This is a genomic window from Pedobacter sp. MR22-3 (assembly GCF_026240075.1).
In the GTDB taxonomy this organism is placed as follows: Bacteria; Bacteroidota; Bacteroidia; order Sphingobacteriales; family Sphingobacteriaceae; genus Pedobacter.
On the sequence record NZ_JAPIVF010000002.1, the window covers coordinates 585,980 to 610,534 of the forward strand.

At 39.1% G+C, this 24,555-nt stretch carries 22 protein-coding genes; 15 read left to right on the forward strand and 7 right to left on the reverse strand.

Annotated elements, in window-relative coordinates; translation table 11 throughout:
• Nucleotides 1–7 precede the first annotated feature (7 nt).
• Both OQ267_RS06200 and OQ267_RS06205 read left to right on the forward strand, forming a co-directional pair.
• Nucleotides 8–1,615, forward strand: coding sequence for a SusD/RagB family nutrient-binding outer membrane lipoprotein (locus OQ267_RS06200; RefSeq protein ID WP_265835252.1), 1,608 nt, complete (start codon nucleotides 8–10; stop codon nucleotides 1,613–1,615).
• Nucleotides 1,616–1,670: 55 nt separating this feature from the next.
• Complete coding sequence (locus OQ267_RS06205) at nucleotides 1,671–3,095, forward strand: alpha-L-fucosidase (RefSeq protein ID WP_265835253.1); 1,425 nt, start codon at nucleotides 1,671–1,673, stop codon at nucleotides 3,093–3,095.
• Between the two features lie 285 nt (nucleotides 3,096–3,380).
• On the opposite strand, the gene OQ267_RS06210 is transcribed toward OQ267_RS06205, so the two are convergent.
• The 6 genes from OQ267_RS06210 to OQ267_RS06235 form a co-directional block, all read right to left on the reverse strand.
• Entirely contained in the window at nucleotides 3,381–4,466 is a 1,086-nt protein-coding gene (locus OQ267_RS06210) for an Ldh family oxidoreductase (RefSeq protein ID WP_265835254.1), read from the reverse strand.
• A 149-nt stretch (nucleotides 4,467–4,615) separates the two neighbouring features.
• Nucleotides 4,616–6,202, reverse strand: a complete 1,587-nt coding sequence (gene bshC / locus OQ267_RS06215; protein ID WP_265835255.1) for a bacillithiol biosynthesis cysteine-adding enzyme BshC — start codon at nucleotides 6,200–6,202, stop codon at nucleotides 4,616–4,618.
• 221 nt (nucleotides 6,203–6,423) lie between these two features.
• Entirely contained in the window at nucleotides 6,424–6,852 is a 429-nt protein-coding gene (locus OQ267_RS06220) for a putative quinol monooxygenase (RefSeq protein WP_265835256.1), read from the reverse strand.
• Nucleotides 6,853–7,011: 159 nt separating this feature from the next.
• Nucleotides 7,012–8,928 carry a DEAD/DEAH box helicase gene (locus OQ267_RS06225; protein ID WP_265835257.1) on the reverse strand — a complete coding sequence of 639 codons (1,917 nt, stop codon included), beginning with the start codon at nucleotides 8,926–8,928 and terminating at the stop codon, nucleotides 7,012–7,014.
• A gap of 321 nt (nucleotides 8,929–9,249) precedes the next feature.
• Nucleotides 9,250–10,140, reverse strand: coding sequence for a dienelactone hydrolase family protein (locus OQ267_RS06230; RefSeq protein ID WP_265835258.1), 891 nt, complete (start codon nucleotides 10,138–10,140; stop codon nucleotides 9,250–9,252).
• A 19-nt stretch (nucleotides 10,141–10,159) separates the two neighbouring features.
• The gene (locus OQ267_RS06235; RefSeq protein ID WP_265835259.1) at nucleotides 10,160–10,627 is read right to left on the reverse strand and encodes a DUF4293 domain-containing protein; all 468 of its coding nucleotides are present in this window, start codon (nucleotides 10,625–10,627) and stop codon (nucleotides 10,160–10,162) included.
• A 148-nt stretch (nucleotides 10,628–10,775) separates the two neighbouring features.
• Here OQ267_RS06235 and truA point away from each other — a divergent pair, with 148 nt between their 5' ends.
• The 6 genes from truA to rlmF all read left to right on the forward strand — a co-directional run bounded on the left by truA (nucleotide 10,776) and on the right by rlmF (nucleotide 16,945).
• On the forward strand, nucleotides 10,776–11,534 hold the full coding sequence (gene truA / locus OQ267_RS06240) for a tRNA pseudouridine(38-40) synthase TruA (protein WP_265835260.1): 759 nt from the start codon (nucleotides 10,776–10,778) through the stop codon (nucleotides 11,532–11,534).
• Between the two features lie 455 nt (nucleotides 11,535–11,989).
• A complete protein-coding gene (locus OQ267_RS06245; RefSeq protein WP_265835261.1) occupies nucleotides 11,990–13,759 on the forward strand; it encodes an ABC transporter ATP-binding protein in 1,770 nt (589 codons plus the stop codon).
• A 52-nt stretch (nucleotides 13,760–13,811) separates the two neighbouring features.
• Complete coding sequence (locus OQ267_RS06250) at nucleotides 13,812–14,837, forward strand: isoaspartyl peptidase/L-asparaginase family protein (protein WP_265835262.1); 1,026 nt, start codon at nucleotides 13,812–13,814, stop codon at nucleotides 14,835–14,837.
• Nucleotides 14,837–15,241, forward strand: a complete 405-nt coding sequence (locus tag OQ267_RS06255) for a hypothetical protein (protein WP_265835263.1) — start codon at nucleotides 14,837–14,839, stop codon at nucleotides 15,239–15,241. The genes OQ267_RS06250 and OQ267_RS06255 overlap by 1 nt, the downstream gene beginning before the upstream one ends.
• Nucleotides 15,189–15,671, forward strand: a complete 483-nt coding sequence (locus OQ267_RS06260; RefSeq protein WP_265835264.1) for a cyanophycinase — start codon at nucleotides 15,189–15,191, stop codon at nucleotides 15,669–15,671. Before OQ267_RS06255 ends, OQ267_RS06260 begins: the two co-directional genes overlap by 53 nt.
• A 308-nt stretch (nucleotides 15,672–15,979) precedes the next feature.
• Nucleotides 15,980–16,945, forward strand: a complete 966-nt coding sequence (gene rlmF / locus OQ267_RS06265) for a 23S rRNA (adenine(1618)-N(6))-methyltransferase RlmF (RefSeq protein ID WP_265835265.1) — start codon at nucleotides 15,980–15,982, stop codon at nucleotides 16,943–16,945.
• A 262-nt stretch (nucleotides 16,946–17,207) separates the two neighbouring features.
• Here the strand turns inward: rlmF and OQ267_RS06270 are convergent, their stop codons facing one another.
• Nucleotides 17,208–17,636 carry a cupin domain-containing protein gene (locus OQ267_RS06270; RefSeq protein ID WP_265835266.1) on the reverse strand — a complete coding sequence of 143 codons (429 nt, stop codon included), beginning with the start codon at nucleotides 17,634–17,636 and terminating at the stop codon, nucleotides 17,208–17,210.
• A 198-nt stretch (nucleotides 17,637–17,834) separates the two neighbouring features.
• On the opposite strand from OQ267_RS06270, the gene sucD reads away from it, so the two are divergent.
• From sucD to OQ267_RS06300, 7 genes are all read left to right on the forward strand, one after another.
• Complete coding sequence (gene sucD / locus OQ267_RS06275) at nucleotides 17,835–18,707, forward strand: succinate--CoA ligase subunit alpha (RefSeq protein ID WP_088299300.1); 873 nt, start codon at nucleotides 17,835–17,837, stop codon at nucleotides 18,705–18,707.
• Nucleotides 18,708–18,883: 176 nt separating this feature from the next.
• Nucleotides 18,884–19,114 carry a GxxExxY protein gene (locus OQ267_RS06280; protein ID WP_265835267.1) on the forward strand — a complete coding sequence of 77 codons (231 nt, stop codon included), beginning with the start codon at nucleotides 18,884–18,886 and terminating at the stop codon, nucleotides 19,112–19,114.
• A gap of 52 nt (nucleotides 19,115–19,166) precedes the next feature.
• Complete coding sequence (locus tag OQ267_RS22535; protein WP_416348655.1) at nucleotides 19,167–19,268, forward strand: GxxExxY protein; 102 nt, start codon at nucleotides 19,167–19,169, stop codon at nucleotides 19,266–19,268.
• Nucleotides 19,269–19,485: 217 nt separating this feature from the next.
• Nucleotides 19,486–19,989 (forward strand): methionine-R-sulfoxide reductase, encoded by a 504-nt coding sequence (locus tag OQ267_RS06285; protein ID WP_088299302.1) that lies wholly within the window; start codon nucleotides 19,486–19,488, stop codon nucleotides 19,987–19,989.
• A gap of 144 nt (nucleotides 19,990–20,133) precedes the next feature.
• The gene (locus OQ267_RS06290; protein WP_265819718.1) at nucleotides 20,134–20,514 is read left to right on the forward strand and encodes a septal ring lytic transglycosylase RlpA family protein; all 381 of its coding nucleotides are present in this window, start codon (nucleotides 20,134–20,136) and stop codon (nucleotides 20,512–20,514) included.
• A 430-nt stretch (nucleotides 20,515–20,944) separates the two neighbouring features.
• Nucleotides 20,945–21,940, forward strand: coding sequence for a ribonucleoside-diphosphate reductase small subunit (locus tag OQ267_RS06295; protein WP_088299304.1), 996 nt, complete (start codon nucleotides 20,945–20,947; stop codon nucleotides 21,938–21,940).
• A 158-nt stretch (nucleotides 21,941–22,098) separates the two neighbouring features.
• Entirely contained in the window at nucleotides 22,099–24,483 is a 2,385-nt protein-coding gene (locus tag OQ267_RS06300; RefSeq protein ID WP_265835268.1) for a ribonucleoside-diphosphate reductase subunit alpha, read from the forward strand.
• Nucleotides 24,484–24,555 lie beyond the last annotated feature (72 nt).

Below are 24,555 nucleotides of genomic sequence, written 5' to 3' on the forward strand. Positions count from 1 at the left end.
AAGAATTATGAAAAAGTTAATCATAAAAGCAAGCTTTCTTTTAATTGCAATAACAACTGTGGTTGGTTGTAAAAAGAACCTTGATGAAAAATTTAATAATCCGGAAAAAGTTCTGGATCCTAGTGTGACCGGGCTATTTACAGGTATGTTAAATAATGACAGGGTAGCGGCAAAATATTGGAATGTACGTACGTTTCTAACACAAATGCCTGGCGTATATGCACAAACCAGCTATATCGCAAATGGAAATACAATTTATCAGCAAAATGATGGTTACTCTCAGCAATACTGGGATGATTTTTATAGCACTGGTGGTAATGGTAGTGGTGTAATGGCACAATACAGAACGATGGAAACGAAATATAATACGCTTTCTGCGGCAGATCAGGCCAGTCAAAAAGTAATTATGCAAGCAGCAAAAGTAGTATTAATAGAGCAGGCGGCTAAAATGGTTGATTTGTGGGGTGATATTCCATTTTCAGCAGCTGGAAGTTTAAATACTACAAATACAATCAACAACCCTAAATATGATGAACAAAAAGCATTATATACATCATTTATTGCTGATTTAGATGCGTTAGGAACCTATTTTAATACTAATACTACAACTGCTGCATTTTCAAAATCGGATATTTTATTGAAGGGAAATATGAATATGTGGGCACGTTATGCTAATTCTCTACGCTTAAGGTTATTAATGCGCATATCCAGAACAGATGAAGCGACTGCAAGGACTGCGATATTGGCCATGTTAGCTAATCAAAATACCTACCCCTTGGTAGATGGTGGCAATGTGGGAACTTATAATCCAGCAGCTTCTGATATTTTACTTACACCACTCACAAATAGTTCCAGTGATTTGCGTGATGCATTCTTTGAAGGTAGCTGGTATGCAACTGATTATGCATTAAATACGGTAATGTTACCAGCAAATGATCCGCGTATTCCGGTAATTTATGATAAATACGGGCGTACTGTCAAAATTAATAACCAAGATGTTTTTGTTCCAAATGCGACTTATAGAGCAATGCCAATTACTTTTACCACTGCTCAACAAGAGGCTGGTTTTGCTGATTATGCTGTTCTAGATTCGGCAACCTTCTTGTTTAACCAAAAACTTCCTGGAATTTTAATTACAGCTTCTGAAGTAAACTTTATCAAAGCGGAAGCTTTTGAAAGATGGGGAAGTACAACTGATGCAAAAACGGCCTATGATAATGCGTTAAGACAATCAGTAACTTTCTATCATTACTTAAACAATTTAAACCAAGGTGGTGGCTTCAAAAATGTAGCTGCTCCTGCAACTTCAGTGGTAGATACCTGGGTTAATTCATCAACAGCTACTTACGCAGGCTCGTCAGCTGCAAAACTTACTCAGATTTACACGCAAAAATGGTTACACTATGGTGTATTACAATCAACGGAAGCATGGTCTGAATATAGACGAACTGGTTTCCCGGTATTAACATTTCCAACAACCGGAAAGTTATCCGGTTTTGATACCCCTCCAACAAGATTAATTTATCCTGCAAAGGAAAAAACACTTAACAGCGAAAACTATCAGGCTGTTGTTTCAAAAGATACCCGGAAAACCAAAATATTCTGGATGCCTTAATTAAATGATTCACTAATCCCAGTCACTAAAATGGCTGGGATTTTTATATTTACACATGAATAAAAAATTACTTTTAGTGCTGACTCTCGGATTCTGTGCCAACCTTCTTTATGCCCAACGCCATGATATTGTAAAAGAATCTACCACTTATGAATGGCCCAAAGATCCATTGGTAAAAGAAAAGCTGGATCATTGGCAGGATGAAAAGTTCGGTATGATTATCCACTGGGGGTTGTACGCTGTTCCTGGAATTATCGAATCATGGTCCATCTGCTCCGAAGACTGGATTGAAAGAGACACCACCATTTCCTATGAAGATTATAAAAAGACTTACTGGGATTATAGTAAGCAATTTAATCCTACTAAATTTAATCCTGAACAATGGTCGGCTGCCGGCAGGGCAGCAGGCATGAAATACCTGGTTTTTACCACCAAGCATCACGATGGTTTCGCCATGTTTGATACCAAAGAAAGTGATTTTAGTATTGCCAAAGGGCCTTTTGCTAATAATCCCAAAGCTGATGTAGCGAAATATGTTTTTGATGCCTTTAGAAAAGATGGCTTTATGATTGGTGCCTACTTTTCTAAACCAGACTGGCACTCGCAATATTACTGGTGGCAAAAATACGCCACGCCCGATCGCAATAATAACTATGACATCAAGAAATACCCCTGGCGCTGGAATATGTTCAAATCATTTACGTATAACCAGATTGGCGAATTAATGAATAATTATGGAAGTATTGATATTCTCTGGCTGGATGGTGGCTGGGTTCGTCCGCTGGAAACGGTGAATGAAGAAGTACTTTCATGGGGTGCACCAATCCCGAAATGGAGTCAGGACATTGATATGCCAAAAATAGCGGCCATGGCCAGAAAGGCACAACCTGGTTTACTGATGGTAGATCGTACCGTTCATGGTCCTTATGAAAACTATCAGACACCTGAACAAAAAATTCCTGATACACAACTGGATCATCCATGGGAAAGTTGTATGACTTTGGGTGGTGCATGGGGTTTCGTGCCCAATGACCAATATAAGCCGGCTGGCGAGGTAGTACATAAATTAGTGGAAATTGTAGCCAAAGGAGGCAGTTTGCTTCTTGGAATCGGCCCTAAACCAGATGGGACACTACCCGACGAAGTGACTCAGAAATTAAGTGAAATCGGGAAATGGACTTCCAAAAATGGACAAGCCATTTACAATACCCGAATCACCAAAAACTATCACGACGGACAAACCTGGTTTACACAAAGTAAGGATGGCAAAAAGCGTTTTGCAATCTATTGTATTCATGCAGATGAGGCTATTCCTGGTGTAATAAAATGGCGCAATAATATACCGAAAAAAGGTACTGACGTTCTTCTTTTATCAACAGGTAAGAAAGTGAGATGGCAAAATGTAGGTGGTGAAATCATTTTATCCTTACCGAAGCTTGAAAAAACTGCTGCCCTGGCTTTTGAATTTATTCCGCAGTAAAAAAGACCGTAAGTGGTGCCAATGTATTACATTTCACGGCAAAAAATTATGATGGTGTTACCGCCCAGGCGATCAATGCAGGTCTGGATATGATTTTCCAGGTGAGTTATCAGCACTATAAACTGTTCTTGCCTGCATTTCTAGATGGCAGTATGCCCTAATCCAGAATTGATGATGACTTGGTACGGTTATTAAATACGAAATTTGAACGGGGCTTATTTGAACCCATATATAGATGAAAAGAAGGCTGAACAGTCATTATAGATAATATACACTGCAAATTGGCTAATCTAACCCCTCAATTTCTAATTTAACAGCCAGTTCATTCAAATCTTTAACCACCACATCAATTAAAGGAATTCCGTTAACCTTTCTTTCCTGTTCAAATTCATGCTCAGGTTCGCCGGGAATAATCACTTTTTTATCAGGATCGATTGTTTCAGCATTTTTGAACCGCTCGATCCAGTTATCTAAATGATTTTTAAAATCTGCTGCAGGGCGAAAACCATCTACCCGCATGGCTCCCAGAAAGTGTCCGAGTCCCTCGCCGACCGGATTTGCCGAAGGCTCCAGGAAAGCTACAAAGGGAGGTACCCATGGGCCGTAATTAGCACCTGAAAGTACCGCCGATAAAATATCAACAGTAGCGCTCAATCCGTAACCTTTATGGCTGCCATGATCTTTGTCACTGCCTAAGGGCAAAAGTGAACCACCGCTTTTTAATTCATTCGGGTTGGTAGAAATTTCTCCGTTTTTATCCTGAACCCAGCCATCCGGAATACTTTTATTTGCCCTTTGGGCAATTTCTAACTTTCCATTGGCAGCAGCTGCGGTAGCCATATCCACAATTACGGGTGGATATTTTCCCGCTGGAAAGGCGTAACACATAGGGTTGGTTCCCAATAACCTTTCGCTGGCATAAGTAGGCGCCACCAGGGGACTCGCATTGGTCATGCTGATGCCGATCATATCTTTTTCTACCGCCATTAAGGCATGATAGCCCGCGATACCAAAATGGTTAGAGTTTTTAACTGAAACCCATCCGCTACCATATTTTTCAGCCTTGTCTATCGCTACCTGCATCGCAAAAGGTGCCACCACTAAACCTAAGCCTGCATCACCATCAATAGTGGCAGTGGTTGGTGTTTCATGTACGATTTTAATATTGGGTGTGGCATTAATTCTTTTCTTTTCCCATAAACGCACATAACCACTCAAACGTGCCACACCATGCGAATCAATTCCCCGTAAATCTGAACGGATTAATACATCTGTAGCTAAAGTAGCATGTTCATCAGAACAACCCATTTTTTTAAACACGTTACAGGTAAAAGTTCGGAGTTTGCTTTCGGTAAAAGTGATGAAGTTCATTTTTAATTTTTGATTAATGAATAAAGAGCAAAGAACAATGATTTATGCCTTTAAATCAGGTTTCATTTTTTATATTTTCTGCTATGTGTCGGTTTTTTTCTTTATACCTGGCTCTTTTACCCTTACTCTTTGTTCTTTTATACTTGCTCTTATGGTAGCAATAAGGTAAAATCTCCGCCCAATGGTTCAAAATTCTCAATGCAGGTAGAAATAAAGTCCTCCCCGTAATTTACATACATCGGCGCAATGTTTAACGTTCTTTCCTGCATGGTTCCATTTGGAAAAAGTCTTTTCTTAACATTTTCAATCTGGATTAAAGCCATCTCATGCTTGCGTTTTTCAGCCCTGAATAATTTCTTTTCCAGGTTAGCCAGCAGATGATTAGTTTTCTGCTTTGCGGTATCTGCAGAAACGGAGAGGGTTTTATCAATTTTATAGGCATTCAGTTTAATCTGATCAAAAATGCTGTTAATGGCCCTGGTTTCATCTGCCAGACTTAATTGAGCGCTGGTATTTTTCTTAACCCACTCATTTTTTAATTCTTCAACTGGCAGAAAGATGTCTTCCAGCGAAAAGCCTAACTTATATAAGTTTTCAGCACTTCGTTTATCAATCAATAAGGCAGAGTTACGCAGCAATAATACCGGGAAATCAACTTTATAATAATCAAAATTAGCCTTTAACTGCATCCAGTAAGCCACTTCAGCGCCACCACCTATATAGGCAATGTTTGGTAAGATCACTTCCTCATACATGGGGCGCATCACCACATTCGGACTAAAGCGTTCCGGATATTCATTGATTTCTGTTTTTAATTCATCTTCATTGAAACTGATTGGCGTATGGTTTACCACATATTTGCCGTTTTCGAAAATGATCCGTTCGCGTAAGTCATCTTTCAGGTAAAAGAAATTAATATCACGACCATTCACCTGGGTTTTATAACCTAAGCTTTCTAAATCTTTTGAACTGTTTTCGATGTTTTTAGCACTGTTCTGTGCCGTAATATCTGCAGCGATGATGTGTTTAAATAAACCTTTCAGTGCTAGATCATCGGCATTAACAATAACCAGCCCATATTTTTCGAATAATTTATTCACGAGGTACCGGGTCGCATCTGCGAGGTTATCATGTTCAAGGTAGGCTTTTTCAACCAGGCGGGCAATATGTTTTCCGTTTTTAGAGATGCCCAGATAACCCTTATAAGCCGTAACAGCAGCAGCAACAGTTTTAGTACTTAGCCTGCCTGTTGCACCATTTGTTTTTTGTATCCAGCTGATGTTTTTTTCATCAACACTGACGTGGTTAATTTCCTCAAAATCATGATCCTCTGTTGCCATCCAATAAACCGGCACGAAGTTTTTTTCAGGATGCGCGATTTTCAGCTCAATGGCCAGGTTAATGGCCGTAACAATTTTATAAATAAAATAAAGCGGACCAGTAAAAAGGTTTAACTGGTGCCCCGTGGTGACAGTAAAGGTATTTTCACTGGCAAGTAATTCAATATTTTTGGATACAGATTTATTGGTTTTCAGGTTTTCATATTGCTTCTTGAGCACATCTGCGAGGATGTTCCGGTCGCCTAGAAAATTCCTGCGCTCTATGGCTTCATTTAAACCTTCCATATCAGGGCGGTAACTGTAAAAAGGCTGTAGTGCTTCTTCGTTATGGATGTAATCCAAAACCAGTTTAGAAAATGAACCGGTTTCCTGATAGGAGATGTATTTTGCCTGCATAATCAGCGAATGTAGTGCAATTTAAGGATAAATATAAAGCTACATAACTATTTTACAATTGTTAAATAATTTCATTGCGAAGAGCTTCACATTTCACTTTCTGATTTTTTTGGCAAAAAAAATACTCCAAATGTTGAAGCGATTACTGATGATATTTAAACTAGATGACGGTTGATATGAATGTATTCATTTTAGATTATTTTTATAAAATTAAGAATCTATTAGTCAGGTTTTTTGGCGGCAGCAATCAAATCAACATCAACAAGTTCTAAAGATTTAACCATATCCTTAACCGTCTCTTTATACTTTTTAAAATGAGCTGTTGTGATATGCTTTTGGTATGCAGCAGTATCGGCATAAATTTCAAGTATGGTAACATGTGATGGATCATTTTTGTCGGAAACAGCATAATAGGTTAATACACCTGGCTCAAAACTAATGGCAGCAGTCATTTGCTCTTTTAATGCCCTATTATATTTGTCTAGTTGTAATGGGGCAACTTTAATTTTGGCCAATCGAACCATTTGATTTTTCTCCTGCGACATAGTATTTATGCTAAATAAAAGTGTTAGCATAAATAAGATAGCTACAAATTTCAGCAAATTAATTTCTCTTATTTGCATTTTATAAATTGGTTGTAGGATTTTCATAATTTATATTGAGTTAATTTGAATAATCAAAACCTGCGAGCTGGTTTCGGCAATAAAATTGATAATATACGCTCATGTAGTGATGAATACAAAAAAAATGGCCAAAAAAAACCGGCCTTGAATAAACAAGACCGGTTGTGAAATATTTGGTTTAGTGATTTACCATTTTTTTCTGCGTTCGCCGCTTCCGCCTTCACGATTTCCACCTTCTCTACGTCCGCTACCACCGGTGTTTCCACCTTTTTCATCACGGCTACGGCCAGAGAAATCTCTGAAACCACCACTGCTGGCTCCGCCTTCACGACTTCCGCCTTCGCGTCTGCCGCTACCGCCAGATGATCTTCTGTCGCCGCCACGGAAACCACCGCCACCGCCGCCTCTGCGTTCACCGCCGAAACCACCGCTACGTCTTTCTCCGCCACCGCGTCTTTCACCACCACCTTCACGACCGCCATCTCCGCTTTTTTCAATACGAACCTGGCGACCATTAAATTCAACAGATTTGAAACCTTCAAAAACGGTATCAGCTACAGCATCTTCAACTTCAAAGAAAGAGAAAACACCTTTTAAATCAATTTTGCCAACGCTTTTGCCACCAATTTTACCATTATTACAGATAAATGATAACATATCGCCACGGGTAAATTCATCTACAGAACCCAGGTTGATAAACAAACGGGTGTAGCCTTCGCTACCACGTCCGCGTCTTTCACCACGCTCACCTCTTTCACCGCGGTCATCGCCAACAGCTGCATTTAAATCAGGTGCTTTAGAATAGTAATCCAGGAAACGGTTAAATTCTAATGAAGCGAAACGTTTGATTACGTCTTCCTTGGTCAAATCAGCAAATTCATCCATAATACGGGGAATGTACTGGTCAATCTGTTCGTTGTTAACTTCAACGTTGTGTACTTTATGTACCAGAGAGAATAATTGTTTTTCACAAACATCAAATCCGGTAGGCAATTCAGCTTTGGTAAATTGCTTACCAATAATGCGTTCTAACTGACGGATTTTTCCAACTTCTTTAGAGTTGATGATACAGATGGATATACCTGTTTTACCCGCACGACCGGTACGGCCAGAACGGTGGGTATAACTTTCAATTTCATCAGGTAAAGAATAATTGATGACGTGTGTTACGTTATTTACATCGATACCACGGGCAGCAACATCAGTAGCAATTAATAATTGCATGTTACGCTCACGGAAACGTTGCATTACTTTATCACGTTGTTGTTGCGATAAATCGCCGTGTAAAGCATCGGCATTGTAGCCATCCTTAATTAAGTGCTCTGCAACATCTTGTGTATCCAGTTTGGTTTTACAAAATACTACCGCAAAAATTTCAGGGTTGAAATCTACAATACGTTTTAAGGCCGCGTATTTATCACGGGCACGAACAATATAATATTCGTGTTCGATGTTTACGTTACCAGTGTTTTTAGTGCCCATGGTTAATTCAACAGGCTCGTTCATGTATTTTTTAGCAATACGGCGAACTTCTGCTGGCATGGTAGCCGAGAATAACCAGGTTTTTTTGTCATCAGGTGTAGTTGATAAAATGTCGTTGATGTCATCCTGGAAACCCATGTTTAACATCTCGTCAGCTTCATCAAGCACAACATATTTAACTGAAGAAAAATCGATGGCTTTACGGCCAATGATATCCAACATACGGCCGGGCGTGGCCACTACGATCTGAACGCCTTGGCGTATTTCACGTAGTTGTTGCATAATGTTCGCGCCACCGTAAACGGCAACAACGTGGGCATTAGCAATGTTTTTAGAAAAGTTTTTAAGGTCGTTAGCGATCTGCAAGCATAACTCACGGGTAGGGCATAAAATCAATGCCTGTGGTTTATTAACTTTAAAATCGATTAGTTCTAACAGCGGCAAACCAAATGCGGCTGTTTTTCCTGTTCCTGTTTGGGCCAAACCAACAAAATCATTAGTGCCTTCTAACAGTACAGGAATACTTTGCTCCTGAATCGGCGTTGGATTTTCGAATCCAAGGTCCTTTACGGCATTAACGACGTCATCACTTATCCCCAATAATTGAAATGGGTTTGTCATTCGTCTTTTATTTTTAATTGAGCCGCAAAGGTAAGGTTAATATTTCGTATTTTACAGATAATCAAGTAAATAGTTTTTTGAGCTAAATATTTGAGAATAAGCGACTAAAGGAAAATGAGAAAAGGATGATGGGAAATGTTGGATGGAACAGGTTTAAGTGAAGGTTGTGACTACGTCAGCGATGGGCGTTTTTATTTGGAAAGCGGTTGCAGTAGTGCTTGTGTCGCAGCAGTCCCGTTTTCCGTTTCAATCTTTTTAAACCTTTCCGGTTTTAAAAAGGATTTTCACTCCAACCGGGTTTAGTTGGCGGGGGGAATGCAATTATTTGCGTTTGTTTTTAAATAACCACTTCGGTAACTCATCGGTTAATATGGCTGGCGCAAATATATCGTTGTGGGCCAGATGGTCGAATTCCCAAAATCTGGTTTTGTTGTGGTTTAATTCCATGTAAAATTGCTTGTCGCTGTTAAAAGGGTTTTCTGTATCCCTGTTTCCATGAATCAACCAAATGGGGGTGTTTGCCAGTTCGTTGATGTGATCGAACTGTGGTATGCCAGATATGCTGATGCCGGCGGCAAATAAACCAGGTTTTAAAGATAGCGCATTGATCACAGAAGAAGCACCCATCGAAAAACCGACTACATAAATTCTCTTTTCATCAATATTTAAAGTGTTTTTCAAACTGTCTATTAATTGCAATGCTGTTTGCAGACAAGATTGCGGTACTGAAGTTAAAACATTTCTATTTTTATCCGGTATATAATTTGATGATCTCGAAGGAACCTGCGGTGCTAAAATAAAAGCCGGGTATCTGGCCTGTATTTCATCCATTGCAAACAGCTTGGCCAAAATTCCCAACTGGCTGTTATTGTCATTTCCAACGGCATTGGATCCATGAAACACAATCACTAAAGGGTGTTTACCTTTAATATGGCCAGGTTTAAACAAGCGGTAAACAATTGCGGTGTCAGCATTACCATTGAATGATCCCCTCGTAAAAACATCGGTATTGAAGCTTTTTATTTTGCCTATTCTTTTTCGAAGAAAAACAGTATCAGTACTTTCAGGGATAATGGTTTTTCCAAAAGTATGAATACGTTTACTGCAAGATAATATGCCACAAAATAAAACCAATAACAGGGGATAAGTTATTGGTCTTTTATTTAATAGGCTGGAAATTGCTTTAGTGGTTTGGAGCAAAATTTTCGACATATCTGCTGGTGAAGTTAAACTATCTTAACCTTTCAGCTGAACGAATTAAGCGTTCATCTTTGTTAATGCCAAAAATAGCTAAAATGAGAAATAAAATAGCCAATGCAGGCATATAGGCACCCATTCCAAAACTCGCACCTTCAATGCCGCCCGGAAGCTCTTTTGCGTAAAAACTGCACAAAAATGCAAAACCAATTATGGTCAGTATGGTCAAAATTACCAGGCGTTTTTGTAACGTTCTTCTTTTAAAATTGAAGATATTGACAAAACATAAAAGAATCAGGATGATATTTACAATTAATGGCGGCAAAAATACTTCAGCATTTAATGCACTTCCGCTTTGCACGTGCATGAAACGATGTAATCCATAGGTATAGAGTATGGCTTCAGAACCATCAACGGTTTTTGTGGCAATTGGTAAGAAAAGCATTAAGATCAGAACGACAGTAGCTAAGAAAAGCCAAATTGATTGTATCCTTTGTATCATGTTAATTTAAACTGTTTTGGCAAAAATAACTTTTTTATCGGTAGGATAAAAGAGATTCAAACATTAGGCTTGTGCTTTCACCTAACCGCCGAATCCAATAAACTAAACCCTTTGCCCTTTGCTACCTAAAACGTATTTTTGCAGCGCTTTGAACAGAAAAAGGTATTTCATACAAATCGCATATGATGGCAGCTTATACCATGGCTGGCAAATTCAGCCCAATGCCATAACCGTTCAGGAGCTATTGGATAAGGCATTGTCGACTGTTTTTAGACAAGCTGTTGAAACATTGGGCTGCGGCAGAACTGACTCAGGTGTACATGCCAAAGATTTTTATGCCCATTTTGATCTGGATGAAATAGAAGAAAATAAGGTTTTAAATTCAATTTCAGGTATAAACGCACTTTTACCTTACCAGATTGCAGCAAAGCAGATTATTGTGGTACATGATGCCGCACATGCCCGCTTCGATGCAATATCACGTGCTTATCAGTATTTTATCCATTTTGCGAAAGATCCTTTTAAACTCAACAGATCCTGGTTAGTAAAAGATCATCTAAATATCGTAGCGATGAATGAGGCGGCTGCACTATTGTTTGATTATTCTGATTTCTCCTGTTTCAGTAAATCTAATACCCAAACATTTACGAATAATTGTAAAATTACCCAGGCCTTTTTTGCAGAGATAGATGGAGGTTTGGTGTTTACCATTCAGGCTGATCGTTTTTTGCGGAACATGGTCAGGGCAATTATGGGAACACTGGTAAGCGTTGGCAAAAATGAACTTAATCTAGCTGGATTTAAAACAATTATTGAAAGTAAAAACCGAAGCAATGCCGGTCAATCCGTGCCAGCCTGTGGTTTGTATTTGGTTAAAATAGAATATCCGTATATAAAAAATGATTGAAGTATAGAATTATAGATGGATTGAATTACAGAATGATTATTCGTTCATTCAAAATTATAGAATTACAGATTGATTGAATTATAGAATGGTTATTCATTCATTCAAAATTATAGAATTACAGATTGGTTGAATTATAGAATGGTTATTCATTCATTCAAAATTCATTCATTCAAAATTATAGAATTACAGATTGGTTGAATTATAGAATGGTTATTGATTCATTCAAAATTCATTCATTCAAAATTATAGAATTACAGATTGATTGAATTATAGGATGATTATTCGTTCATTCAAAATTCATTCATTCAAAATTATAGAATTACAGATTGGTTGAATTATAGAATGATTATTCGTTCATTCAAAATTCATTCATTCAAAATTATAGAATTACAGATTGATTGAATTATAGAGTGGTTATTCATTCATTCAAAATTCATTCATTCAAAATTTAAAAAATGGCAGTAACAGGCGACGTATATAACACAGGATTACTAAAGCGTATTTTTCAATATGTTAAGCCTTATCGTGCTGTTTTTGTATGGTCGGTCATTTTAACGGTTTTACTGGCCGCAATTTCTCCCATTCGTCCCTTTTTAATTAAATATACACTTGATCATTATATTCTGGCCGGTAAATATTCGGGTTTGGTGAACATGACCATGCTGATGATTTTTATGCTGATCCTTCAAACGCTGATTCAGTATAACCATACCCTTTTAACCAATACGCTGGGCCAGTCTGTTATTCGTGATTTACGAATAAATGTGTTTAATCACATTACCAAACTCAGGCTAAAGTTTTTTGATCAGACCCCCATCGGGCAATTGATTACCCGCACGGTATCCGATTTAGAAACCATAGCCGATATCTTTTCGGAAGGATTGATCTCCATGATTGGCGATTCACTCCAGGTGGTGGTCATTGTTGGAGTGATGCTGTATACCGACTGGGAGCTGAGTATAGTAGTACTGTTACCCATACCGCTCCTGATCATGGCCACCCGGAAATTTCAGAAAGCCATAAAAATCGCTTTCCAGGAAATCAGAAACGAGGTCTCCAACCTGAATACTTTTTTGCAGGAACACATTACAGGTGTTTCTATTGTGCAGTATTTTGCAAGAGAACGTCAGGAGTATAAGAAATTCTATGCCATCAATAAGCGTTACCGCGATGCGAATATCAGGTCCAACTGGTATTATTCTATATTTTTTCCTGTAGTAGAACTGATTTCAGCCATGTCCCTTGGTTTATTGATCTGGTATGGTGCGAGGAGTATTTTAGCGAAGCCACTTGATGTAACACCAGGAACAATTACCCAGTTCATTATGTACCTGGGGATGGTTTTTACGCCCATTCGACAGCTGGCCGATAAATTTAATACTCTCCAAATGGGGATGGTTGGCGCAGAACGTGTATTTAAAGTGCTTGATACCAAAGACACTACACCTAATGAAGGGCGTCAAAAGCCAGAAAAACTGGCAGGTAATATCGAATTTAAAAACGTTTGGTTTGCCTATAATGAGGATCATTATGTATTGAAAGATTTAACTTTCGAGGTGAAGGCCGGTGAAACTATTGCATTAGTGGGTGCAACCGGTGCAGGCAAATCATCAACAATCAATATTTTAAACCGCTTTTATGAAACAGGAAAAGGAAAGGTTACAGTAGATGGCATTCAGATTGAAGATTTTGATTTAGATTACCTGCGTAGCCACATTGCCACGGTGCTTCAGGATGTTTTCCTGTTTTCAGATACCATCCTGAATAACATTACACTCAATAATGCTGAAATAACCATGGAGCAAGTCGTAAATGCGGCAAAAAAGGTGGGCGCTCATGAGTTTATTGAGCGTTTACCCGGGGGCTACCAGTATAATGTGATGGAAAGAGGGGCTACACTGTCTGCCGGACAAGCCCAGTTGATCTCCTTTATTCGTGCACTGGTCCACAATCCGGCTATTCTCGTTTTAGATGAGGCCACCTCATCGGTAGATACCGAAACAGAATTGCTGATTCAAAAAGCCATCGATAACTTAATGGAGGGCAGAACTTCGATTGTGATTGCACACCGCTTATCTACCATTCAGAAGGCCAATCTGATTGTTGTTTTGGATAAAGGCGAAATCAAAGAAAAAGGTACGCATCAGGAACTATTGAAACTTGATGGCTACTATAAAAAACTTTACGACCTGCAGTTTTCTTCAAAAGGAATTGCCAAGGTTTAATCTAACCTTTTCTCGATAGAATTTCTTAATTTAACCTCTTTATACCTGAAAGATGAAAATATTTAAGCAATCCATACTTTTCCTAATTGTTTTATTTACATTGAACGTATCTGCACAGCAGAAAAAATATGTGATGGTGATCCATGGTGGTGCCGGAACCATTCTTAAAAAGAACATGACACCTGAAAAGGAGGCGGCTTATATAGCGGTTTTAACACAGGCATTGCAAACAGGTTACGCACAAATAAAAGCTGGAAAATCTAGTCTGGATGCTGTGGAAGCAACCATTCAAGTACTGGAAAATGACCCGCACTTTAATGCAGGCAAAGGGGCTGTTTTTACACATGAGGGTAAAAATGAACTGGATGCCGCCATGATGGATGGAAAAACATTAATGGCGGGTGCTGTTGCCGGCGTCACTACAATTAAAAATCCAATTTCTGCAGCCAGGGCGGTGATGGAAAAATCAGAACATGTAATGCTGGTTGGTGCAGGTGCTGATCTGTTTGCAAAGGAAGCAGGTCTGGAAATCGTAGATCCAAAATACTTTTGGACGAAAGAACGCTGGGATGGTTTGCAGCAAGCCATTAAAGAAGATTCTACCAAAGCCGTATTGGATCATGGCAGCAAAAAATCTGAGCTTTTGGGTATAAAAAATCACGATTATAAATTTGGTACCGTAGGTTGTGTGGCGCTGGACAAGGCAGGTAACTTAGCGGCCGGAACTTCCACGGGAGGCATGACCAATAAAAAGTATGGAAGGGTAGGCGATGCACCCATTATTGGTGCCGGTACCTATTGCAATAATGAAACGGCCGGTATTTCCTGTACAGGCTGGGGGGAATTTTACATCCGTAATGTGGTTGCCAAAACCATTTCAGATTTAATGGAATACAAAGGTTTATCGGTTGTTAAAGCATCAAAAATTGCTTTAGATAAAGTAGGTAAAATGGGTGGGGATGGTGGTTTGATTGCCCTGGATAGAAAAGGGAATATCACCATGCCGTTTAATACAGAAGGCATGTACAGAGGCGCCATTACGGCTGATGGTAGAATTGAAGTGAGCATTTATAAATAATGAAAAAGCTGTTTTTGTTGCTGGTGCTGGCTGGTTTTTCAATTTTTGTAAATGCCCAAAATAAAGGTAATTTGTTCATTATCGGGGGTGGAAATCGTTCTGATGATTTGATGAAACAAATGTTGAATACTGCTGATTTAAAAGCAAAGGATTATATTATCGTTTTGCCTATGGCGAGTGAAATCCCGGATTCTGGCTATAAAACACTTGTTCTGCAATTGAAAAAGCTGGATCAACACCCGATCAGGAACTTTAATTTTAACAAACACGATGTAAATGATAAAAGCTGGATTGATTCACTTGCAGGAGCGAAGCTGATCTACTATTTTAGGCGGCGATCAAAACCGGTTTATGAAGTCTGTTTTAAATACACCCATTTATACCGCCCTACACAAAGCCTGTAAAAATGGTTCCACTATTGCTGGCACAAGCGCCGGAGCTGCCGTAATGAGTAAATATATGATTACCGGAAAACAGCTTTTAGATACGGCTTACAAAGAAGCTTTTAATAAACTCCGGGATAAAAATATTGAGTTTTCGCCGGGCTTAGGGTTGCTGGAAAATACCATTATTGATCAGCATTTTCTGAAACGCAACCGATACAGCCGTTTGATTTCGGCATTGGCCGCACATCCCGATTTGGTTTGTGTGGGGATTGATGAAAGCACAGCCATTATTGTACACGGTAGTAAGGCCACTGTAGCTGGTGAAGGTCAGGTGATTCGGCTGGCCAATCCTGTGGCACTTAAAAATACAGATAAAGGTTTATTAAAATTTAGTCACGCCGAATTTGGGGTGTTTACCGCTGGTGATGTGATTGATGTAAAACCTTGAAGAAACGCTTTTGATGATGCAGATTAGGAGTTTGGTTTAAGTGCAGAACCTGGTGCGCTGGATTAAAGATAATTTTGAAGTGATCTGTTTAATGGGATAGTGGTGCATAAACTCAACCATTTGTGTTTTATATTCTATGCAACTCCATACTCGAAACTTCCAGCTCTAAGCATTTTTATCTTATATGCACAAAGCCTGAAGCGCTTTGTAACTTTCGACTCCCGTCTCCATGCGCTCAACTTCCAACTATTTAGACTATCTTTGCGGCAGAAACATGCACACAGCTTGTTTAATTAAACCAGATCACATTGGCTCAGGAAGAACAAAATAACCGCAAGGAAAAAAGCGAGTTACACCCACGCAACAAACACCGTTCGCGCTACAATTTCAAACAACTTATTTCTACTTCAAAAGAATTAAAACGTTTCGTTTTCAAAAATGAACATCACGATGATTCGATTGATTTTGCAGACCAGAATGCGGTAAAAGCATTAAACAGGGCATTACTGAAATATTTTTACAATATCTCTCAATGGGATATCCCGCAGGATTTTCTTTGTCCGCCAATTCCGGGCAGGGCCGATTATATCCACTATGTAGCCGATCTGTTAGGTTCAAGTAATAAAGGAAAGAATCCTAAAGGCGCAAACGTCCATGTGCTGGATATTGGTGTGGGCGCCAATTGTATTTATCCGATTATCGGCCATCAGGAATACGGCTGGAATTTCGTCGGTTCTGAAATCGATCCGCTTTCTGTAGATTCTGCAAAGCGTATTATAGAGGCAAACAAAGAGTTGCAGGGCGCAATTGAAATCCGTCAGCAATCATCAAAAATGGGTATCTTCAGGGGGATTGTGGGTAGAACTGAACGTTTTGATGCGGTAGTTTGCAATCCGCCATTTCATGCCTCCTTAAAAGAAGCAGAGCAGGGTACCCGTCAAAAATGGCGCAACCTGGGTGGCAATGAAAAAGAAGTGAAACACGTTTTAAACTTTGGTGGCAACAAGGCCGAACTTTGGTGCCCGGGTGGTGAACGCGCTTTTGTGGAACAAATGATTATTCAAAGTGCACAAATCAAAAACCAGGTGCTTTGGTTTACCTCGCTGGTTTCTAAAAGTGCCAATTTAAAAAGCATTTATGGTGCTTTGGTTAAAGCAGAAGCCTTTGAGGTGCGTACTGTGCAAATGAGTCAGGGACAGAAAATAAGTCGTTTCGTTGCCTGGACTTTCCAGGATGACCATGAACAGGCCGAATGGGCAAAAGGATGGAAATAAGTCTCAAGTCTGGAGTCGGAAGTCTTTAGTCGGCCAAGCGATTTTGTCGAAGCAAAATATAAACAAAGCTGGATTAATGAAAGTTAATCTGGCTTTTTGCATTAGTAGCATTTGCAATCAAGTTTTGAGCTACAAAGATTCGGGATCCTGAAAGCAACGTATTTTTACGAAGGGCAACCATAGAACTGCCTGCTGCAATTATAGAAATGCCTTAATTAAACGAAGTACAGCTTATCCTGGTAATGGTAAATACAGAAAAATTCTAATGTGACTTCTTTTCGTAAGCAATTAAGATAACCAGGTTATTGTCTTGGTCCGGTGCAAGGCCATGCCAACTTCCCGGTCGGGTTAAAATGGCATCACCAGGTTTTACCGGGAAAACTTTGCCATTCATCCGCATGATGCCATTTCCACTGATGACATAATAAATTTCATCTTCCTTTTGCAAATGATAACCGATAGCAGATCCAGGCTTTAATATTCTTTTTTTAAAAACTGTTTTAAGGTCTTTGGCCGCACCGAAGAAATTAAAACCGATGGTTTCGCCCCCACCCTGATGGGTCCCGGGTTCTTTCTTTGCCACCTCCGCATCATTCTGCAGGATATATCCGGCGGCCCCGCTCTGCTGCGCATTAACGCAAACAGCCAGCGAGGCGAAAATGGCCGTAATGATCAATATTTTGATTTTCATAAGGTAGATTTCAGTATTAAACTATATTGTTGTTTCTTGCATCGAACTTTAAGCCCTGAGCTTCCTGCTTTAGTCCTTAATTTTTCTACACTAAAGTAACGAATCCTTACATTTTCATGAAAAAATGGACTAAATAATCTGTTTTTAGGCTTGACTTTCCAGTCAATAATATTAGCTTTGCACAAAAAAAATAGATACATGAGCGTTTTAGTAAATAAAGATTCTAAGGTTATCGTTCAGGGTTTTACCGGAAACGAAGGAACTTACCATGCCGAGCAGATGCTGGCGTACGGTACAAACGTAGTTGGTGGTGTAACGCCTGGCAAAGGTGGGCAATTGCATTTAGAAAAGCCTGTTTTTAATACGGTTAAAGATGCTGTTGATCAAACAGGAGCAAATGTATCTATCATTTTTGTGCCACCTGCTTTTGCTGCTGATGCCATTATGGAAGCTGCAGAAGGTGGTATTAAAGTAATTGTTTGTATTACTGAGGGCATCCCGACTAAGGATATGATTCAGGTTAAAGAATATATTTCAGACCGTGATGTGACTTTGATTGGCCCTAACTGCCCGGGTGTGATTACTGCTGATGAGGCTAAAATTGGTATCATGCCAGGTTTTATCTTCAAAAAAGGTCATGTAGGTGTGGTTTCTAAATCAGGAACTTTAACTTACGAAGCGGTAGATCAGGTAGTTAAAGCAGGCTTAGGTATTACGACAGCTATCGGTATCGGTGGTGACCCGATTATCGGAACACCAACAGTTGAAGCAGTTAAGTTATTAATGAACGATCCTGAAACACACGGTATCATCATGATTGGTGAAATTGGTGGGGGAATGGAAGCTGAAGCGGCCCGCTGGATTAAAGAACACGGTACTAAACCGGTTGTAGGTTTCATCGCTGGTCAGACTGCGCCTCCGGGACGTAGAATGGGTCACGCTGGTGCAATTGTTGGCGGTGCTGATGATACTGCAGCTGCAAAGATGAAAATCATGCGTGAGTGTGGTATTCGTGTAGTAGAAAGTCCTGCTGAAATTGGTGCTGCAATGGCAGAAGAACTGGCTAAGTAAGATTTAAAAATCTCATTATAGAAAAGCGTTTCGATTAGGTTCGAGACGCTTTTTTTGTTTTGGCAGGTTGCATACAACTAAAGGAAAAAAGAAAACAATAAATTAGTTGCCACGGAAAGCACGGAATAAAAAACAGGAAAAAATTAGAAAATTTAGTTAGCTTAAAATTCTCATTTATGGATTATCAAATAAAACAAGGTAATCTTCCCTATAAAAATGAAACTGATTTAATTATTAATGCTGCAATTGAAGTTCATAAGGATTTAGGTCGTGGTTTTCTTGAGATTTATAAAAACGCGCTTTCTATCGAATTTGAAAGCCGCGGATACTTTTATGAGAGCGAAAAATATTATCCTGTTTACTATAAGGATGTTTTATTTCCGCATAGCTTTTATGTGATTTTATAGTTTTGGATACTGTAGTTTTAGAAATAAAATCAAAAAGTAGAATAGCGAAGATTTGGCACAAACTATAAACTACCTGAAATGCGCTGAATGTAGCGTTGGCTTAGTATTAAACTTCGGCAAGCCCATTTTAGAAATAAGACGCGTTGTTTTCTAAATCATTTTCCGTTTATTCCGTGGCAAAAAAAAATGGCGCATAAGAAAATTTAAAAAACTTTCCGGGTCTTCCATGGCAAACCAGCGATCTTTCGAATGATGGCACCTTTAGCTTCCGGAATTGCCCAACGCCCAACTGATTTATCATTCCTTTGTAAACACTACTACATTCTCTCAAACCTGCAAACCAAATCAAAATCAATGGCGTATATTGATACATGAACACGATGTTAAATAAACTATTTTTGATCTCTGCTGTTGTTTTAATTACGAGTCTTTCTGCCTGTGCGCAAAAGCAGGAAAAGAAAGAGACCGAGCGAACACAGCAATCAGAAAATATTATACCGAAAAAGAAAATGAACTGGAATCCATTAACCCCCGAAGAAGAAAGAGTAATTGTTAATAAAGGAACAGAATATCCTGGTACGGGTAAATATGAACATACTACCGAAAAAGGTACTTACACCTGCAAACGTTGCAATGCAGCATTATATAGATCAGAAAGTAAATTCGATGCACACTGCGGCTGGCCGGCCTTCGATGATGAAATTAAAGGAGCCGTTAAACGCATCCCGGATGCTGACGGATCACGTACAGAAATTGTTTGCGCCAATTGTGGCGCGCATTTAGGTCACGTATTTCTAGGTGAAGGATTTACCAATAAAGACACCCGTCATTGTGTAAATTCAATCTCCATGAACTTTGTGCCGGATAAAAAATAAGGTGGATGTAGTAGGGTTAGGTAGAGGCGTATAGCGATAAGTTATACGCCTTTTTTGATGCTCAGAATTTAGCTGTTTTTCCACAAATTGTTGATTATAAACTAAATGCTTATATTTGTGCGCTCTACAAATAAAATTTAGCCTATGAAGTATCTGCTGTTATTAAGTTTTAGTCTGCTGTTTTTACAAGGTAAAGCACAAAATTCCGGTCCCTTAAATGCGCCGGATAGTATCAATAAAACAGTTCTGGCAACTTATTATCACAGAAAATTCGAAGGCCGCCGAACCACCAGCGGTGTTAAATACCGGGCAAAAAAATTAACTGCCGCACACCGCACCTTACCCATGGGAACGATGATTACCGTAACTAATCCCGACAATGGAAAATCAGTTGTGGTAAAAGTGAATGATCGTGGTCCATTCTCAAAAAAATTAGCCATAGATCTTTCAGAAAGTGCCGCAAAACAGATTGGCATTTATCGCCAGGGAATTGCCAAAGTTAGCCTCAGTTATAACTTAGAATAATATTCTTTTTAGCTCTATTTTGTAAAGCCTATATGGCTTAAATTTAAGTTATTAACACTTATTTTTATTTGCTAGCCCCTTGAAACTAAACAATTACCTTTTTTTTCGCCAGAAAATGAGATTTAGCTGATGTGTTTATTCACCTAAATCACAACGGTGTTAACAACTTTGGTTCAAAAAACAAGCCCTGTGTATCTATATTTGTTTCAACAAAGTTCTTCAACTTCTTGCACCTGAAAACAAATATAAAGGCTTATTTTTTAGTGATTTACTGGTAGATCTCTCGATTAAAATTTAAATTTCCCCAGCTAAAAAATGTAGTTGTTTGCCAGAAAGCAGGAGTTAGCACTTTCACTACAGCGTTTTGATAAAGACATTTCAATCACCATATCACATTGGTGGATGCATGTCTTCGTCGGCTCTGATTAAAATGAAGAAAAATAAAGTATCAGTTATGGAACAGGAATTATTACTACAAGAAAACAAAGATAGGTTCGTGCTTTTGCCGATTAAATATCCGGCAATTTGGGAGATGTATAAAAAAACCGAAGCCAGCTTTTGGACGGCAGAAGAAATTGATCTTTCTGATGACCAGAAACACTGGGATAATTTAAATGATGGAGAAAGACACTTCATTTCTCATATTCTGGCATTCTTTTCTGCCAGTGACGGTATTGTTAATGAAAACCTGGCGGTAAACTTCATGAGTGAAGTGCAGTTGCCGGAAGCCCGTTGTTTCTATGGTTTTCAGATCATGATGGAAAACATCCACGCCGAAACCTATGCGTTATTAATTGATACTTATATTAAAGATCCGGAAGAAAAAGACCGTTTATTCCATGCCATTGACACTGTTCCGGCAGTTAAAAGAAAAGCGGAATGGGCACTTCGCTGGATTGAAAACGGAACTTTCGCAGAGCGTTTAGTGGCATTTGCTGCGGTTGAAGGTATTTTCTTCAGCGGAAGTTTCTGCTCAATTTTCTGGTTAAAGAAACGTGGCTTAATGCCAGGATTAACGTTCAGTAATGAGTTAATTTCAAGAGATGAAGGTTCACACTGTGAGTTTGCCTGCCTGTTATACAGCATGTTGAGCAATAAGCTAAGTGAAGAAGCGGTTCACGGGATCATTAGTGATGCAGTAGAAATTGAAAAAGAGTTTATTACAGATGCATTACCGGTAGCCTTGATTGGCATGAACGCTAAATTAATGAGTCAGTATATCGAATTTGTAGCAGACAGGTGGTTACAGGAACTGGGTTATAAAAAAATATACCATGCAACCAATCCATTCGATTTTATGGAAATGATTTCCTTGCAGGGAAAAACCAACTTCTTTGAGAAAAGGGTAGGTGATTATCAAAAAAGTGGTGTGCTAACCTCAGCCGATAATAATAAACAAGCGTTTTCATTAGACGAAGACTTTTAATCCAAATTCGAATTAGTGAATGATGGAATGAGTAAATGCTCTTTTATCAGTCAAAGAAATAAATAAATGCAATGAATAGAGTGGAGGCGATGGGTAGATTAACATTCTCACATTCAAAACTCACTCATTCAGTCAATAAAAATTAAATCTCATAACATATGTTCGTACTAAAAAGAGATGGCCGCAAAGAGCCGGTGCAATTTGACAAAATCACAGCCCGCATTCAAAAGTTGTGTTACAGTTTAAATTCAGACCTTGTCGATCCAATCGACGTTGCCAAAAAGGTAATTGAAGGTTTATACGATGGTGTTACCACATCAGAGTTGGATAACCTTGCTGCAGAAACGGCTGCATCGTTAACCACAAAACACCCTGATTATGCTTTATTGGCTTCGCGTATTGCGGTTTCCAACCTGCATAAAAATACCACAAAATCATTTTCGGGTACGATGAAAATGTTGTACGAATATTTCGATCCGAAAGCGCAAAAGGCTGCACCGCTAATTGCTGATGATGTTTTTGAAATTATTGAAAAAAACAAGGATATTTTAGATAGTTCTATCATTTACGACCGTGATTTTGGTTTTGATTATTTCGGTTTCAAAACTTTAGAAAAATCATACCTGTTAAAAGTTAACGGTCAGATTGTAGAACGCCCGCAACATTTGTTTATGCGTGTTTCAGTTGGTATCCATAAAGAAGATATTGAAAGTGCAATCAAAACGTATAATTTAATGAGCGAGCGTTGGTTTACACATGCCACGCCAACATTATTCAATGCTGCAACCCCAAAACCCCAAATGTCGTCATGCTTCCTGTTAACCATGCAGGATGATAGCATTGAAGGAATTTACGATACTTTAAAACAAACCGCTAAGATTTCTCAAAGTGCCGGCGGTATTGGCTTAAGTATTCATAACATCCGTGCGACAGGATCTTATATCGGTGGTACAAATGGCACCAGCAATGGTATTATTCCAATGCTACGTGTATTTAATGATACTGCCCGTTATGTAGATCAGGGTGGTGGTAAACGCAAAGGCGCATTTGCTATTTATTTAGAGCCTTGGCATGCGGATGTTTTTGAATTTTTAGACCTGCGTAAAAACCACGGTAAGGAAGAAATGCGTGCCCGCGATTTGTTCTATGCCCTTTGGATCAACGATTTGTTTATGCAACGCGTTAAAGATAATGGCGACTGGACATTATTCTGTCCGCATGAAGCCCCGGGTTTAGCTGATTGCTTTGGTCAGGAATTCGAAACTTTATATGCAAAGTATGAAGCTGAAGGCCGTGGCAGAAGAACGATTAAAGCACAGGAACTTTGGTTTGCTATCTTAGATTCGCAAATTGAAACGGGTACACCTTATATGTTGTTTAAAGATGCGGCGAACAGCAAGTCTAATCAACAGAATTTAGGAACCATTAAAAGTTCTAACTTGTGTACTGAGATTATTGAATATACATCAAAAGACGAAGTTGCGGTTTGTAATTTAGCATCTTTAGCATTGCCTCGTTTTGTAATCAACGGACAGTTTGATCACCAGAAATTATATGAAGTAACTTATCAGGCTACTTTAAACCTGAATAAAATTATTGATCATAATTATTACCCTGTTCAGGAAGCTGAAAACTCTAATATGCGTCACCGTCCGGTTGGTTTAGGTGTACAAGGTTTGGCTGATGCCTTTATCTTATTGCGTTTACCTTTCGAGAGCGATGAGGCAAAACGTTTAAACAAAGATATTTTCGAAACAATTTATTTTGCTTCAATGACTGCATCTCATGATTTAGCGGTTAAAAATGGTCCATATCAAACATTTGCAGGATCGCCTTTATCAAAAGGTCAGTTCCAGTTTGATTTATGGAACGTAACACCAGATAGTGGTCGCTGGGATTGGGAAGCATTACGTAGTAAAGTAGTAAAAGATGGTGTATATAACTCTTTATTGGTTGCACCGATGCCAACAGCCTCTACTTCTCAGATTTTAGGTAACAACGAATGTTTCGAACCATATACCTCAAACATTTATACCCGCCGGGTATTAAGTGGAGAGTTTGTGGTGGTAAACAAACACTTGTTGAAAGATTTAGTGGCCTTAGGCTTATGGAACAATGAAATGAAAAACCAGATCATATTGGCAAACGGTTCCATTCAGGCCATTCCATCTATTCCGGATTACATTAAAGAATTATACAAAACGGTTTGGGAGATCAAGATGCGTAACATCATCGATATGGCTGCAGACCGTGGCGCATATATCTGCCAGTCGCAGTCATTAAACCTATTCGTAAATGCACCGAATACTTCAAAATTAACTTCAATGCACTTCTATGCATGGGAGAAAGGTTTGAAAACCGGTATGTACTACTTACGTACGCAAGCCGCATCACAAGCTGTTAAATTCACTGTCGAAAATCAAGGCGGTAAAGCGATCGAAGCGGTTATCCCGGCGCAAATGACACAAGATCAGGTGGCCGAAGAAATTGTTGACGGACCGGTTTGTTCAATGGAAGAAGGCTGTATCAGTTGCTCTGGTTAGAAACAGGAACAAGGATTAAGGAGCAAGGATAAAAGACTAAAGCGAAAAGCTAATCACCTTGCCGTCATTGCG